Genomic DNA, 14,783 nt, shown 5'->3' with positions numbered 1-14,783 from the left:
CGTCATGCCGGACTCGAGCCGGCATCCATCTTCGCGCGCCTTCAGATTCGCCGAACGCGAACCACCGCGATCGGCGCTTTCAAAAACTGCTCCGGCTTGCCCTGCGCGTGCAGGCGCCGGACCACGTCCATCCCCTCCACGACTTGCCCGAAGGCCGCGAAGCCCTGGCCGTCCGGGTTGCGCCCGCCGCCGAAGTCCAACGCCGGCTGGTCGCCGATGCAAATGAAAAACTCTGCCGAGGCCGAGCCCGGCGTGCTGCGCGCCATGGAAACGGTGCCGTCGCGGTGGCGCAGGCCCGTCTGCTGTGTGGTTTCGTGCGCGATGGGAGGGAAGGGCGGCGTTTTGCCTTCCGGCTCGTTGCGGCCCCACTGCACGACCTCGATCTTGTGTGTGGTGGCGGCAGCCTGATTGGCCAAGGTGACGATGCGATAGACAGAGCCGCTATCCAGAAACCCGCCATCGACGTGGGCGAGGTAGTTGGCCACCGTGATCGGCGCAACCGCTGGGTTGACCTCAACCACGAAAGCGCCGAGGGCCGTCTCCACGCGGGTGCGTACCGGCCCGCGCGAAGGCTGGGCGGACGCAGGCAAGGCGGTAACGGCGGCAAGGTAGCCGGCGGCCAGCAGAACTCGGCGGCGGATGGGAGATCGACCTGTCATGCTGAGCCTCCGGGATGGGTCCTCATTGCATTCTGCCGTAGGAGTCGGCCGACGCGAGTGTGGCGCCGCTGCTGGCGCCTCGATTTCGCCGCGACAGCAACATGGAGGATCGCCTTAAAAAGGAGTATTCCATGCGAACCTCAAGCAAAACGCTGATCGACCTCGAAACCAAGTTCTGGCAATCGATAGTGGACCAGGACCCTGACACCGCCACGTCGATGCTCGCCGAGCCGGCGCTCATGGTGAGTTCCCACGGCGCGATGAAATTCGACCACGACGGCTACCGCAAGATGGCGGAGCAGGGCGACTCAGTGCTCAAGTCGTTCGAACTGAGCGATGTGGAAGTAGTCTTCCCCAACGACTCCACCGCGATCCTCACGTATGAAGTCAAGCAAAGCATGGCCGACCGCGGCAAGTCGGGCGGCGTCACGCAGCAGATGGCCGATTCTTCAACCTGGATACTGACCGACGATGGCTGGCGCTGCGTGATGCACACCGAGACGCCGGTCGGCGGCGCGAAGAAGCACTGAAGGCCCGTCTAAGCCTGTTGCCGGGGCGCCCGGCGCGACGGCTCTGTCTGATGCAGGAACTTCGTGTACAGGTCGCGGGGCGGCGCGACAGAGATCGACTTGAGTACCTGGCCGACGTTGCCCCGGTGATAGGCGCCGTGCGTGATGACGTGCAGAAGAATTTCTTCGAGCGACATCCGACCGGCGTCACCATCGGCGAAGGTGAAGTCCATCACCTCAGAAGCCTTTTCATCGGTCAGTGAAGCGACATAGGTTTGGTACCACGCGTCAGTAGCCGCTGCGTCGTCGCGTAGCTGATCGAGGGTGGGTGTGGCCTTGGTATTGGTGGCCTCGAACGGCGCGGGCTCGCCGGCCAGTCGCGCACGAAACAACCTGTCGACCACGTAGATGTGGTTGAGCGTGCGGATGCAGGTGGTGAGCTGTTCCGCGTGCTCAGCGGGCAACGTGGCCAAAGCGGCGAACAGTTCGCGATTGGCCCAGGCTTTGTGGCCGAACAGGGAGATCAAGGTTGTGGACATGGAGGTTCCTGACTTTGGCGGGGCCGGCGAATGCCGGACTTCCGGCGGCTTGGCGCTCTCCAGACTATAAGATGAAGCATGCTGCGCCCGCTGTTCCCTTGTTCATGTCACGCAATCAACTCCCCACCGGCCACGATCCCCTTGAAGGGATAGGCCCAAACGGCGCGATCACCACCGGTGCGGGGCGCAGCAACATATCGCAGGAGTTCCGGTCCCTCCTCGACAAGGCGATCGAGCACGTGAACGCCGCCAATGTTGCCCATTCGCTCTACGTCTACGGATCCGTCGCGACCGGAACGGCGCGCGTCGGCAGCTCTGACGTGGACCTTGTGACGATCGGGCTAGACGCCGAGTCCGCGCGGGCCGTGGCCGCGACGCTGACCGCCGCGTTTCCCGGGCTTTGCCGGGGCGCAGAGATTGGCCCGGCCCAAATGTCCGACTACGAAGGGCCGAGCGATGAGGCCTATGGCAACCGCGTCTTTCTGCGGCACTACTGCGTGCACCTCACGGGCCCGGATGTCGCGGCCGGTCTGCCGGCTTTCCCGGCGGACACAAATGCGGCTCGCGGATTCAATGGGGATATTGGCCTGCGTGCGGAACGTTGGCGCAAAGAGCTTCTCGATACAACCAATCCGGCATCGCTCGCACGCCGCATCGCCCGGAAGACGCTCTTTGCCGTATCAGGGCTGGTGAGCATCCACGACGTCACCTGGACGACGGACAGGATCGCCGCCGCTCACCGGTGGGGAGGAGTGCGGCCCCACCTCGCAGCCTCTCTGCACACGCTGATTGAGTGGGGTGGTGGACAGGCGACGCCGTCACGAACAGAGATCCAATCGGCACTCGACGGCGTCGTTACCGATGTCGTCGGCGACTTCAAGACCCGGATCGGACTGTGGCATCAAACGCGCAGCAACCCGCGGAAACCCCGCGCCGCGTAATACGACTGCGCGCCGTTGTGATACACGAACACCCGTCCATAGCGCCGATCGCAGAAGAGGGCGCCGCCGAGTGAGCGGACGTCCTTGGGCGTGGCGATCCAGCTGGATGTCTTCACGTCGAACTCGCCGAGCTGTTGCAGCGCGCGGTACTGCTCTTCCGACAGCAACTCGACGCCCACCTCGGCAGCCATCTCGACAGCGCTGCCCTGTGGCTTGTTTTCCTTGCGCTCGTTCAATGCCTTGTCGTCGTAGCAAAGGCTTCGGCGCCCGGCCGGCGTTTCGGCAGAGCAGTCGCAAAAGATGACCTGGCCGTTTGCTTGCTCGCGGGCGATGACGTCCGGTTCACCCCCTGAAGCCTCCATCCGGGCGAGCGCCTGCAGCGCGGCGGGAGCCGCTTCGAGCCGAGCCAGCACATCCTTCCACGTCACGCCCTTGTGGCGCTGCATGTTGGCGTCGAAGCGGGCCTTCAAGGTCTGGAGCAATTCCTGGCGTTCTTGTGCTTTCATGGTCATCCGGCATATGCTAGCAGCCGCCCGCCGACGGGCAAGTGTGGACCCTTGTGCAAGTGTGACCGGACCGAGCGAAAGGACTGCATATGCTGGCCAATGCCTCCGTGACGACGATGCTTCCAGTGATCGAGATGGAGCGCGCGCGAGCCTTCTACGAGCGGTGCCTCGGCCTCGTGCCGGTTGGGCTGAACGCCGACGGCAAGTTCATCTACAAGGTGGGCGGCGCCACGCTCGCGCTTTTCCCCAAGCCGGAAGGGACGAAGGCCGAGCACACGGCGATCAGCTTCCAGGTTTCAGACATTGTCGCCAGCATCCGCGACCTGAAAAAGGCCGGCGTGGTGTTCGAGGACTATGACTTTCCGGGGTTCAAGACGGTGGACCACATCTGCGTGCTGGGTGCCGAGAAAGCGGCATGGTTCAAGGACACCGAGGGCAACTACCTCTGCATCCACGAGGACTTGGCCTAGGGCGTTTCTGTGCCGTCCGGGCCGCGGAGGACATACAGCAGTCCGTCGACAGAGCCGGCGTCGGACTGGTCGAAATCCGGTATGACGGCCTCGAACCGAAAGCCTGCCTTTTCAAGAAGGCGCCTCGAGGCCATGTTCGACTGGAGAAGCTCGGCGCGGATCTCGGCGAGGTTGAGTGCGTCGACTGCATAGCGCGCGACCAACTGGGCAGCGGCGGTGCCCAGCCCCTTGCCCCACCAGGCGCGGCCAATGACGACGCCCAGTTCAGCGATGCGCTCGTCCTTGGATGTGATCGCCAACCCAATCGACCCCACACTTTCGGCCGAACCATTGGGAACGATCGACCACCGGATGCCCGTTTGCTGGCGGAACCGCTCGCGATTGCGGGCGAGCCACACAAACCCCGCTTCGATCGACTCTGGAATCGGGTCGCCCGCCAACGCGGCCGATTCGGCGTCCGTCGCGCGCGCGAACCAGGCGGGCACATCGGCCTCTGTGAGTTCGCGCAGGTGGACCCGGTCTCCGCGGAGCTCGGGCACCATTGCTGGAAATTTGAGCGTGTGCAATCAGAGGCCCATTTGTGTGCCGCGATCAATTTCGCTTTGTCGCGCACCAGCCGCGCGGCGCTGCCTGACTCGCATCGAGAATTTCTTCAACTGCGCTGGCTGCACAAACGCCTGGACGATCGTGCTCGCCGGCGCGCGAAACAACATCTCGGAACGGGCGATGGTTGGCATGCGGCCTCCTTCAGGGATCGTCAGCGTCGTGACGTTCGAACACTCTCAGCGGGGCTGGTATGCGAGGACGATCGTGACCAGGGCCGAAGAATCCTGAACCGCGACGACGCCATGCACGACACCGCCCGACAGGAACAGCATCTCCCCGGCGCGCAGCAAATGACTCCTGCCTTCGGCCGTGACGTCCATCTCGCCTTCGATGCACTGTACGGTGATCTCGCCCGGGACGCTGTGCGGAGGGAACGACCTTCCCGCCTGAAGCACGAGTCGAATGACTTCAAGTTGCTCTGACTTGAATAGCGCGGTGGTCTTCTCGCTCAGCAAACGCGGTCCCAGTGGCTGGACATTGATGAGTTGACCGGAGCTCGCGTGCGGAATGGCCATGCGAGAGAGTATGCGCCTCTGTCCGGAGCTACGAGGGTCGACCGCTATGCAAACGTTGCGCCAAGAAGATCGCCAGTGCGGCCATGGTGAAGAACGTGCCGCTGGAGACGAGATACAAGAACAGGTCTTGATCGGTCGCCGGCTCGAATTGCCATGGCGGGATGCGGTGAAGACCGGGCATGAGAAGCGCCGAGAGAACCGCCAAGCCCACCACGGTTGCCAACGCCAGCTTCGGCGTGAGAGCCCGTGACGCCCAGCGCGCGGCGAAGTACGCGGGAACCAGAAGAAAAGCCGTGGCGAGCGTGAGCAGCATTCGAGTGGCCTGACGTTTGAGGGATGAGAGACGATCTGCGCGTGGTAGTTGAAGTGCAGACGGAGCGTTCCGTCTCTCCAACCCAGTTCTTTCGAATCCTCTGTCAAATTCAAGAGCATTCTAGGTTGAGCCCATTGCTGCGCGACAACGGCGACCGGACGTGTACATCTGCAATCTTGACAAGCTATGCGTCACGGCCACCCAAAAAATCGCAAGCACGAAACCTGCGCTCCGTTGTCTCAGTGGGAGTTGCAGGAGCGGTCTAACGTCGCCTCACGGCACCCAGACGTACCGGTACTTGATGGACAGGGCCAGCGGCACCCGGAAGCCGTTGATCAGGATTTCGAACTCGTCTCGGGGTCCCAGGTAGGGTCCATTGGGAGAAACCAGGCGGTCGCCGCCGACGTGGTCGGTGGGACCGGAGAACGTGTAAAAGCGATGCCGCGAATCCGAGGTGCGCAGGGTGCGCTGCGGCGCGCCGATCGTCATGATCGGGTTCTGCTGCATGCAGGCATTGACCGAACCCTGCGCCGAGTAGGTGACGGCGACCCGGTCGTTCACCCGCATGGCGCCCGCGTCGGGGTTGAAAGTCCAGCGGAACGTGAACGACTGGGACGTGCCGGGGTTGACCATGCCGGCGCCCGGTACGCACTCGCCCGGGCGGGCGAAGGTGGTGACGCTGATCTGGCCGCCGCGGCTGTTCGCCTCGTAACTGTCGATGTGATAGGACGGCGGCTGGGTCTCCGGATACGTGTTCCTGCGTTCAGGCTGGCCTTCCAGTCGCCAGTGGCCACCCGCGGTCTGAGGTGGGGGCGGGGGTGGAACGACAGGCCCGGCACCGGGCTTGACACCGGAGACGCAGCACCCGCTGCCCGCCACCGCCGGTGGCACCGTGTTCTTCAGCCAGCACTTCGCGTTGGGCCCCTGCACGCCGGGCTGGACATAGGTGTACGACTTGCAGGTGCTGTCGGCGGCGCAGGCGGCGCTGCACAGGCCCGGGATGGCCTGCGGCAGGTCGAAGCTCCGGTAGTCGCCGCCCGGCCGGTTGACACCGTCTTCGACCGTGACGCTACCGGCCGGCGGTGCCACGGCCGCCTTGACGCCCGAGACGCAGCACCCATTGGCGGTAGCCGCCGGCACGCTGCTCTTGAGCCAACACTTCGCGTTGGGCCCCTGCACGCCGGGTTTGACATACGTGTAGGCCACGCACGCGCTCTCGCCGGCGCATGCGTTGCTGCACATCTGCGGGCTGGCCTGGGGCAAATCGAAGCTGCGGTAGTCGGACCCGCCGCGGTTGACGTTGTTCTCGAACGTGAGACCCTGCGCGAAGACGCTGGAACAAGCCAGCATCAAGAAGGCCATAGCCAGATGAAGTGCACGCATCGGTGTCTCCTTGCGCGGTGACCTGCGGGGTCTGCTGAGGGAATCCGGGCTTACTGGCCGGCGACCTGCCGAGTCTAGGGTCGTTCACGACGCAAAACAAGCCGTTGATGGACTTTGCAGTGAGCGACCGTCGATGCCGAATCGCCGAATGAGGGAGGCTACGCGTCATCGTCTGCTCCGGCAATACGGACCAGAGTTGCGGGTGGTGCCAGCAAAGCTCATGACCCGTGGAGTCGCGGTGCGATCGAATGGCATCACGAAGCTTCTCCGTTAGGTCAGAGTGTCAACTAAAAGGAGGCAAGCTCCCAGGCAGGGGCGTAGGTCAGGGTGATTCTGAGTCAAATCGGCTCTGGTTTCTTGGCAATTCATCACAGGAAAAGAAACCCGGCAAAAACCAAACCTCGGTCATAGTTCACGCCCTCGGGGGACGAATTCCGTCATCCCAATGGTTTTCAGGGGGGTCTTGTGGCAAAGCCACTTCGCTTGTTCGTGCCGGCGCTGCCGTGCACGACGTTGAACCTGCTCGTCACCTCGATGGGCAGCGAGCCTCGCGGCACCCGCTCAATCCCAATCTGTATTCGGCCTGCCCCAGGCCGTGCGGCAAATTCTTGCTGCGTTCTCCCGATGCACTGACTGTCGATACTTCAACCAAGGAAACCTGATGACTTCTCCCCTTAGCCTGTACATGCCCGTGCTGGCCAACACCAAGCCGCTTGCCATCATCGAAGCCCTGGCGAGCAGCCAGCCCGCCATCGATGCGGCGCTCAAGTCGATCGGCACCGTCCACTTCGCGCGGTTCCAGCTGCTCGACACCTCCAAGCCCAACCTGCAACCCAGCATGCTCGCCTTGAACGAGCCGTCTAGCACCCTCGTGCTGGCCGTCATCACCGAATACGACGGCGACTTCGACGCCTACATTCGAGACTTCGTGTCGCAGCTGGGTGCGGTGTTCGACACGCTTCTGAGCTTTGTGGTGGGCGGCGCCGCGGTTTCACCCGTGGCCAACAATGTGCCCGCGTTCGAGGCGTTCATCACCCTCAACGATGCGTCGCAGCACCAGCCCAATGAGTCCCTGTACACGGCGTACCCGCAGACGGTGCAACTGATCCTGGCTGCGTTTTCCTGATGGCCGCCCCAGCCGCGGCCGGGCTGCCCACGCCCACGATCGATCACAGCGATGTGCAGGGCACCATCCTGCGCGGCTACCGGGTCGACTTTGCGCGCCACTTCATTCTGACCATTGACAACGCCGCGGCGACGGGGCAGCTGATACAGGCGCTGGTCAGCGGCAGCAATGGCCTGCCCAAGGTGACCACGGCGCAGCGCCCCCCGACCAAGCCCGCGTGCTTCCTGAACTTGAGCTTCACCTGCCCGGGCCTGGCGGCCATGGGGGTCAGCGCCACCGACCTCCTCAGTTTCGATGGGTCGTTCCAGTTGGGTGCCACCAACCTCAAGGTGGCCAACAACGTTGGCGATGTGGGCAGCAGCGCACCGGCAAACTGGGTGGGCGGCCTGAACAACGGCGGGCAAGTGCACATGCTGCTCAGCGTGTGGGTGACCGATTCGCTGGACGTGCTTGAATCCGTGTCCGCCCAGCTGCGCGCCGCCTTCACCGGCGCCGTCACCGAGTTGTCGACGCAGGATGCCACCGCGCTGCCCGACAACATGGTTCACTTTGGCTACCGCGACAGCATTGCGCAGCCCAACATCATCGGCGCGCCGGCCACCAAGCAGCCCTCTGACGATCAACCGGCAGTATTGACCGGAGAGTTTCTGCTGGGGTACGCCAACGAAAGCGGCGGCACCTACAGCGTGACGCCGGCACAGCTGTCCACCAACAGCAGCTACGCGGCGTTCCGCATTCTCGAACAGGACGTTGCGGGGTTCGAGGCCTTGCTGGAATCCTATTCGACGAAAGCCGGCATGAGCAGCGAAATGCTGGCCGCCAAGATCTGTGGACGCTGGCGCAACGGCAACCCGCTGGAACTGGCGCCGACCACGCAGGGCCCGGTGCTGCCGACGTCCGAGCTGAACAACTTCAACTATGTGACCGGCCAGGCGCCAACCGACGACACGCTGGGCCTGAAATGCCCCGTGGGCTCGCACATCCGGCGCAACAATCCGCGCGATGAAGCCGTCGTGGGCACCGACAGCACGCACCATCGCATCGTGCGCCGCGCCATGCCCTACGGCCCGCCCTACGACCCGCGGCTGCCAGACGCAGGCGCCACGCGCGGCCTGGTGGGGTATTTCATCAACGCCAGCGTGCAGAACCAGTTCGAATTCCTGTCCAGCCAGTGGAACCTGGTGTCCAGCTTTGTGAAATCGGCCACCGGTCCGGGCGGATCGAACGACGGCAACGCGGTCTTCAACATCAGCGGCCAGGACGTGTTTCTCGGCGTGAACGATCCGGCGAGCAGTTCCTTCACGCTGCCGGGCCTGGGAAAGAACGGCACCGCCAACACCACGCTGACCGGTTTTGGCCGCACCGTGACCACGCGTGGCGGCGTGTACGTTTTCTTCCCCAGCATCAGCGGGCTGACTTATCTGGCCGGATTGCCGCAGGCGTAGCTCACGAGAACGCCCGGCAATCTGCGCCAGTGTCTCGCGCACCAGCCGCACATGTTCGGGCCGCGCGAGGCCCTTGGTGCGGTAGCCCGCGCGCCGCCGCTTCGCTACGGTTTGGATCACGGATGGTGTAAACGACCGAGTAGATCCTCCAACCCCGCTCGGTCCGGCCGGAGGCTTACGAACATGTTGCCAATGCTCTCTTTCCCAATTTGTCGCCCTGCCATCGGAGAGGCAGACGTAGTCAAACGACGCTGAAGCCACTGCGGCGAAGCCGCCTCCTGCTGTAGTGTTTCCGTGTCGATTGACTTGTTGGCCTCATGCTGCAGGCGAGGATACAAGCGGCTGACGAGCCAACACATGGCGACTATGCGCGCCGGGCAGGCAGCATTCGCGTTAGAAGTTTGCCTGCGCAATAGCCTCCACTCCACTAACGATCTGGTCTGCCTTGGCCTTCGGAACGTTCTTTAAGCCATGCACAACTTCGTTGCGAACTCGCAGCCAGTCTTGAACCACTTTAATCGGCGTGTCTCGCAGGAGCCCCTGCTTCTCGGCATGAAGCAGTAGATCACGCAGTGTGACAGCTCTAGGTGACGATACGGCAGGCATGTCAACGCGTCTTCTGAGCACGCTTTCCAAAAGCGAAATTGCCGAGATGACTGCCGCGCGATTCTCTCCTGCGGCAAGTAGCCGAGAAGGTTCTGCAAGTAGCGTTGGGCGAAGCTCCTCTGCAGCAGTTCTGAGCCACTCGTGAACTGCCTCAAGGAAGGTGTCAGGGTCCTCCAGATTTACATCAGGTCTTTGAATGTATAGGTAACCGGCAAGGTCACTGGGGAGTCGCGTGCCTTGCTGCCCAATCAGCAAGATCCTTCCGGCCGGCAGCCTTCGGATGCCGAACCGAAACTCAGCGAGCGTGAACTCCGATGACGCATCGACAATCATTAGGAGAGCCCTGCCGATTAGAGCGTCAACCTTTGGCAGTATCGTGTCGCCGGGAGTTACAACGTCGTCAGCTGTAACTGGGACGAATCCATGTTGCCTCACAAGCGGAAACACTCGCTCGCGATAGAACGAGTGCAACGAAAGTGGAACCGCAACAAAGCAAAGGCGCGTCTGTGCGTCTACCGGCAAAGACAGTTCACGGAGCGATTGCTCCTCCTTGACTTGGCTCGACGGAATGACAGCAGCTTGCCAATAGTCGCGAAGTTCTCCAAACGCGTCGGCCAAGACTTCGCCGTACTTAGATTTACCCAACGGTAGGTTGATGATCTTGACGCCCCGCCGATCAAACCTAGAGACGTCAGTTGGTTTGGAGCCAACGGCGATTGCGTATGCCATTCGTCGGGACCTGCCGAGACGTTCCCCGACAACTTGCCAAACTTGACGAAAATCTGGATCGTCAAGGCTGTACCCGACCAGCACTGCCGTTCTTGTGATTAGTAGATTGGCCAAGTAGGTCGCGAGCATCGGGTACTTGTCGAGAAATCGATCGTAGTCAGTTTCTGTCGCGATCAACCTGGCTGGATGACGCAGGTCGCCGTGCAGCTTCAGTAGCGACACTCCCGAGTCCCGGACGTTTATCGAAAGTTGCTCTTCGTCTACAAGCGGAGTGCAATTCCTTGGGATGCTCTCGTACTGGCGCTCAAGCAGGAAATCGAAGTTTGTGGTGCATACGAGGTCAAAGGGTACCGAGCAGAAGGCTTGGTGAGCGTTGCCAGGCCTCGACTCGGATATCAGCAGCGCCTCGGACAAGCGCTCGATTAGTTTGGGCCTTCCGAACTCGTGCTCGAATGCAGATATTGCATCGAGCGCTCCTGTTGGCGAGTAGTCGCCGAGCTCTGCTGCCAGTCCAGTGCCCAAGTCGGCCCAAAGTGGCATCTGCTTGCCATCTGGCAGTACAGCGTTCTTCGAGAATCCGGCACCAATGATCGGTAGCCAACGTCCCGCAACCAGGTCGTCCAGAAGCGGCTTTGGGAAGTGTTGGAGGTATTTTGTCGCCATGTGCCGTCCAAAGGTGCTTGCTGTGCTGTCTAACGAATGAAAGGGACTTCCCCGTCCCGAGCGAGCCGCGCGTCGTGAGAGTTGCGGTTTACGGCAACGAAGTGCCACGATGGGAAGTGCGACCTTTTCATCAACTCACTCGGCGCAGCTTCTCGTTGTGTGACTGCGTCGAGCGACTCGTTAGATGGCACTGTCCGCATTCAGGGGTTCGCCACGATGAAGTTCGTGAGTGCGCGTGCTCGCACAGGAGCCTGATGTTGCCCGCTGAACACGCTGACCTTCCCGAAGCCTCGAAGGAATGCGAGCTCGGCGGGAGAGATCTGACCTGTGCCGCGAAATTTATCCTTCATCACCCAGAAGTAGAGGTCGTAGGCACGCGCAAGGCGACGGAGCACTGGCGCAGCGGGGGCAGTCGGGCAAAGCGCTAGCAAGAGGTGCGCATGCCCCGCGCTCTGGAGCGCGGCGATGCGTGCGGCCCATGGCGCGGTGTCGATATCGTCGTTCGACCGACGACGAATCGCGAAACCACGCCCACCTATCGACATGTGACGCACGTAGACACTGTTGCCTGTCACCGCCTTCAAGGTCCTTGACTTCCCCCAGTTGGAGTGACCAACCACAAAGAAGGCCTGCTGCTTTGGTTTCGTTGCCATTTGATCTCCCTAAGCCATCTAACGCAATGTATACCGCAGCCCTGCGATATAGCTGCCGAATATTCATTGAAGCGGCTCCCCGCTTTTTGTTCTAAGTACCTGATTTATATCAGGGAGGGGGCGAGCGGACTAATGAATCTTGTTGGTATTCGGCTGGCAAACCGTGCACGGTTCGACTGGTCCGCGTCACTGCGGGGCGCGCCGTGGATACTGTCGATTGGCCTGAACGTTGGCGCGCTGAGATGGATGCCGGATCGAGTCCGGCATGACAGCCTGCGCAGAACAGCGGGCACCAACGCCGGCCCCACACCACGCCCTACTTAAATCCCCGAAACTCTTTCAGTTCCACGATCATCCGCTCGAACTCCGCCAGCATCGCTGCGTCGGCCGCATAGAACACCGCGAACTTGCCCAGCAGGGTGCGCACATACAACCGCGGCGCGATCAGCCAGTCGAAGCCGCGCACGCGGATCAACTTGCCGTAGGCCAGCTCGCCCAGTTCCATCTTCTTGTCCCAGATCCAGCTCTGGTGCAAGGTCTTGGCTGTGAGGGTGGTGCGGCTGGTGACGATGTGCCACCAGGTGTAGAGCATCACGGCGAGCGCTGCCAGGGGCCAGCCCAGGGCGGCTGCCGCCGACATGCCGGCCGGCGAGAGCTGCCCGGCTTGCCACAACAGATACATCCACAGCTCGATGCCGAAGACCATCACCGTGGCCAGCAGGCGAAACGGCAGCGAGAAGGCCCGCACCCGCATCGGGTCGACCGTCGGCGCGAACCGGAACGGGGGCGGCCCGAAGGGTTGGATCGCTTCGTTCACTTATTTCTTGAAAAGGTCGTCGATCTTCTTCTGCTCGTCGGCTTCGGCCGCGCCGGGTTCGGCGGGCTTGAGCGGGTCTGCCTCGGCAGCGCCGGAGGCGGGCACGGCCGGTGCCTCCACCGGAATCTCGATCTTGACCTTGTCGACGTCGACGATGATTTCCTTGTCGAGGAACACCGTCACGGTTTGCGGGATGAAGATCACCACCGCCACCAGAATCAGCTGCAGGATCACCCACGGGATCGCGCCCATATAGATGTCGTTCGACAGCACCGGTTTGGGAATGCGCTTTTCCTTGTACAGCGTGTCCGCGATGCCGCGCAGGTAGAACAGCGCGAAGCCGAACGGCGGGTGCATGAAGCTGGTCTGCAGGTTCACGCACAGGATCACGCCGAACCACACCAGGTCGATGCCCAGCTTGGCCGCCACAGGCGCGAGCATGGGCACCACGATGAAGGCGATCTCGAAGAAGTCGAGGAAGAACGCCAGGAAGAAGACGAAGATGTTCACGACGATCAGGAAGCCGACCTGGCCGCCCGGCAGGCCGGTGAGCAGGTGCTCGACCCACACCGAGCCGTCCACGCCCTGGAACACCTGGCTGAACACGCGCGAGCCGATCAGGATGAACACCACCATGGCCGTCAGGCGCATGGTGCCGTGCATGGCCTGCCAGGTCAGCGACCAGCTCAGGCGGCGGTTCATCGCGGCCAGCAGCAGGGCGCCCATGGCGCCCATGGCGCCGGCTTCCGTCGGCGTGGCGATGGCGCTTTTTTGCAGCGGCAGGCCACCCATGGAACCCAGCACCACGAAGATCAGCAACGCCGAAGGCACGATGCCGCGCAGTGCCTTCTTCCAGAGCGCCCAGCCGTTCAAGGTGCGCGCTTCCTTGGGGACGCCGGGCACGTAGTGCGGCTTGAACGTTGCGATGGCGAACGTGAAAGCGGCGAACAGCAGGATCTGCAGGATGGAGGGGCCCCAGGCGCCCTTGTACATGTCGCCCACCGGCTTGCCCAGCTGGTCGGCCAGCACCACCAGCACCAGCGACGGTGGCACCAGCTGCGTGATGGTGCCCGAAGCGGCCAGCACGCCGGTGGCGTAGCGCATGTTGTAGTTGTAGCGCATCATCACCGGCAGCGAGATCAGCGCCATCGCGATCACCTGGCCGGCCACGGTGCCGGTGATGGCGCCGAGGATGAAGCCCACGATGATGACCGAGTAGCCCAGGCCGCCCTTGATGGGCCCGAACAGCTGGCCCATGGAGTCGAGCATGTCTTCGGCCAGGCCGCACTTCTCGAGGATGGTCCCCATGAAGGTGAAGAACGGGATGGCCAGCAGCAGCTCGTTGTTGAGGATCGAGAAGATGGAGATGGGCAGGTTGCCCATGAAGGCCACCGGGAACCAGCCCATGTGGATGGCGTAGAAGGCGCTGCCCAGGCCCAGTGCCGCCAGCGAGAACGCCACCGGGAAGCCGACCAGCATCACCACGACGAGTCCCGCGAACATCACGGGAGCGAAGTCTTGCATTTGCATTTTGTTGTGTCCGTCTTGTAGTTGGCGTGCGTGCTTACTGGATCGGCTTTTCGTAATGCGTGTCCATGGCGAACTTGCCTTGCAGGTACGCCACGCGCTTGATCACTTCAGCCCAGCCCTGTAGCCACAACAGCGCAAAGCCCAGCGGCATGGTCAGCACCACGGGCCAGCGGATCAGGCCGCCGGCGTTGTTGGACATCTCGTTGGTGGAGTAGACCTTGTAGAAATACGGCCACGACAGCCAGGCCAGCAGGCCGATCACCGGCAGCAGGAAGATCAGCAGGCCGAACAGGTCGACGTAGACCGGGCCGTTGCCCTTGAGCTTGCCGTAGATCAGGTCGACGCGGACGTGCTCGTTCTTTTCCAGCACGTAGGGCGCGCCCAGCATCACGATCACGGCGAACAGGTACCACTGGATCTCGAGCCAGCCGTTGGAGCCCATGTTCAGTCCGTAGCGCACGAAGGCCGTGCCCGCGCAGATCACGGCGGCGAGCAGGACGCACCAGGCGGCGAGCTTGCCGATGCGGTCGTTGAGCCAGTCGATGCCCAATGCAAGTTTCAGTAGTAATGACACGGCGAGTCTCCGGGAAGTCTGTTAATTCGAAAGTGCCGAGGCGCCTGAGGGCCACCGCGATATTACGTCTATAGTTTTGGGCGGCGCTGAGAGAAGCCTGACGATGTTAAACCCGTTGCTCATCCAAGCCTAGGGCCTGTTGACGCCATTTCCAGGGGCGCGTTGCGACTCCAAGGGGCCAGGCGCAAGGCGTGAGGCC

The 14,783-nt window shown here is 62.5% G+C and carries 18 protein-coding genes; 5 read left to right on the top strand and 13 right to left on the bottom strand.

The window, feature by feature from the left end; translation table 11 throughout:
- Positions 1 to 41: 41 nt before the first annotated feature.
- On the bottom strand, positions 42 to 659 hold the full coding sequence (locus tag EEB15_RS12185) for a peptidylprolyl isomerase (RefSeq protein WP_141510127.1): 618 nt from the start codon (positions 657 to 659) through the stop codon (positions 42 to 44).
- Positions 660 to 790: 131 nt separating this feature from the next.
- On the opposite strand from EEB15_RS12185, the gene EEB15_RS12180 reads away from it, so the two are divergent.
- Positions 791 to 1,189, top strand: a complete 399-nt coding sequence (locus EEB15_RS12180) for a nuclear transport factor 2 family protein (RefSeq protein WP_141510126.1) — start codon at positions 791 to 793, stop codon at positions 1,187 to 1,189.
- Positions 1,190 to 1,197: 8 nt separating this feature from the next.
- Here EEB15_RS12180 and EEB15_RS12175 read toward each other — a convergent pair whose 3' ends face one another.
- On the bottom strand, positions 1,198 to 1,707 hold the full coding sequence (locus EEB15_RS12175; RefSeq protein WP_141510125.1) for a DinB family protein: 510 nt from the start codon (positions 1,705 to 1,707) through the stop codon (positions 1,198 to 1,200).
- Between the two features lie 71 nt (positions 1,708 to 1,778).
- Here EEB15_RS12175 and EEB15_RS12170 point away from each other — a divergent pair, with 71 nt between their 5' ends.
- Positions 1,779 to 2,648 (top strand): nucleotidyltransferase domain-containing protein, encoded by an 870-nt coding sequence (locus tag EEB15_RS12170; RefSeq protein WP_158290074.1) that lies wholly within the window; start codon positions 1,779 to 1,781, stop codon positions 2,646 to 2,648.
- Here EEB15_RS12170 and EEB15_RS12165 read toward each other — a convergent pair.
- A complete protein-coding gene (locus EEB15_RS12165; RefSeq protein ID WP_141510123.1) occupies positions 2,609 to 3,154 on the bottom strand; it encodes a DUF4256 domain-containing protein in 546 nt (181 codons plus the stop codon). The genes EEB15_RS12170 and EEB15_RS12165 overlap by 40 nt on opposite strands.
- A gap of 89 nt (positions 3,155 to 3,243) precedes the next feature.
- Here EEB15_RS12165 and EEB15_RS12160 point away from each other — a divergent pair, with 89 nt between their 5' ends.
- The gene (locus tag EEB15_RS12160) at positions 3,244 to 3,624 is read left to right on the top strand and encodes a VOC family protein (protein WP_141510122.1); all 381 of its coding nucleotides are present in this window, start codon (positions 3,244 to 3,246) and stop codon (positions 3,622 to 3,624) included.
- On the opposite strand, the gene EEB15_RS12155 is transcribed toward EEB15_RS12160, so the two are convergent.
- The 5 genes from EEB15_RS12155 to EEB15_RS12140 form a co-directional block, all read right to left on the bottom strand.
- Positions 3,621 to 4,166, bottom strand: coding sequence for a GNAT family N-acetyltransferase (locus tag EEB15_RS12155; protein ID WP_141510121.1), 546 nt, complete (start codon positions 4,164 to 4,166; stop codon positions 3,621 to 3,623). The genes EEB15_RS12160 and EEB15_RS12155 overlap by 4 nt on opposite strands.
- Before the next feature lie 24 nt (positions 4,167 to 4,190).
- Positions 4,191 to 4,361: a hypothetical protein gene (locus EEB15_RS33635; RefSeq protein ID WP_158290073.1), complete on the bottom strand. Its 171-nt coding sequence runs from the start codon at positions 4,359 to 4,361 to the stop codon at positions 4,191 to 4,193.
- 45 nt (positions 4,362 to 4,406) lie between these two features.
- Positions 4,407 to 4,745: a cupin domain-containing protein gene (locus tag EEB15_RS12150; RefSeq protein ID WP_141510120.1), complete on the bottom strand. Its 339-nt coding sequence runs from the start codon at positions 4,743 to 4,745 to the stop codon at positions 4,407 to 4,409.
- A 28-nt stretch (positions 4,746 to 4,773) separates the two neighbouring features.
- Entirely contained in the window at positions 4,774 to 5,058 is a 285-nt protein-coding gene (locus tag EEB15_RS12145) for a hypothetical protein (protein WP_141510119.1), read from the bottom strand.
- A 273-nt stretch (positions 5,059 to 5,331) separates the two neighbouring features.
- Positions 5,332 to 6,441, bottom strand: coding sequence for a PAN domain-containing protein (locus EEB15_RS12140; RefSeq protein ID WP_141510118.1), 1,110 nt, complete (start codon positions 6,439 to 6,441; stop codon positions 5,332 to 5,334).
- Between the two features lie 661 nt (positions 6,442 to 7,102).
- Here EEB15_RS12140 and EEB15_RS12135 point away from each other — a divergent pair.
- Positions 7,103 to 7,567 carry a hypothetical protein gene (locus EEB15_RS12135; protein WP_141510117.1) on the top strand — a complete coding sequence of 155 codons (465 nt, stop codon included), beginning with the start codon at positions 7,103 to 7,105 and terminating at the stop codon, positions 7,565 to 7,567.
- Positions 7,567 to 9,012 (top strand): hypothetical protein, encoded by a 1,446-nt coding sequence (locus EEB15_RS12130; RefSeq protein ID WP_141510116.1) that lies wholly within the window; start codon positions 7,567 to 7,569, stop codon positions 9,010 to 9,012. The genes EEB15_RS12135 and EEB15_RS12130 overlap by 1 nt, the downstream gene beginning before the upstream one ends.
- A 393-nt stretch (positions 9,013 to 9,405) precedes the next feature.
- On the opposite strand, the gene EEB15_RS12125 is transcribed toward EEB15_RS12130, so the two are convergent.
- The 5 genes from EEB15_RS12125 to EEB15_RS12105 form a co-directional block, all read right to left on the bottom strand.
- Positions 9,406 to 11,010 (bottom strand): SIR2 family protein, encoded by a 1,605-nt coding sequence (locus EEB15_RS12125; protein ID WP_199236516.1) that lies wholly within the window; start codon positions 11,008 to 11,010, stop codon positions 9,406 to 9,408.
- 200 nt (positions 11,011 to 11,210) lie between these two features.
- Positions 11,211 to 11,663 carry a hypothetical protein gene (locus EEB15_RS12120; protein WP_141510115.1) on the bottom strand — a complete coding sequence of 151 codons (453 nt, stop codon included), beginning with the start codon at positions 11,661 to 11,663 and terminating at the stop codon, positions 11,211 to 11,213.
- Positions 11,664 to 11,979: 316 nt separating this feature from the next.
- The gene (locus tag EEB15_RS12115; protein ID WP_141510114.1) at positions 11,980 to 12,480 is read right to left on the bottom strand and encodes a hypothetical protein; all 501 of its coding nucleotides are present in this window, start codon (positions 12,478 to 12,480) and stop codon (positions 11,980 to 11,982) included.
- On the bottom strand, positions 12,481 to 14,010 hold the full coding sequence (locus tag EEB15_RS12110; RefSeq protein ID WP_141510113.1) for a TRAP transporter large permease subunit: 1,530 nt from the start codon (positions 14,008 to 14,010) through the stop codon (positions 12,481 to 12,483).
- Positions 14,011 to 14,044: 34 nt separating this feature from the next.
- Positions 14,045 to 14,584, bottom strand: a complete 540-nt coding sequence (locus tag EEB15_RS12105; RefSeq protein ID WP_141510112.1) for a TRAP transporter small permease subunit — start codon at positions 14,582 to 14,584, stop codon at positions 14,045 to 14,047.
- Between the last annotated feature and the right edge of the window lie 199 nt (positions 14,585 to 14,783).

This window comes from Ramlibacter sp. WS9, assembly GCF_003797765.1.
Classification (GTDB): domain Bacteria; phylum Pseudomonadota; class Gammaproteobacteria; order Burkholderiales; family Burkholderiaceae_C; genus Ramlibacter.
This window is presented reverse-complemented; position numbering and strand designations above follow the sequence as displayed.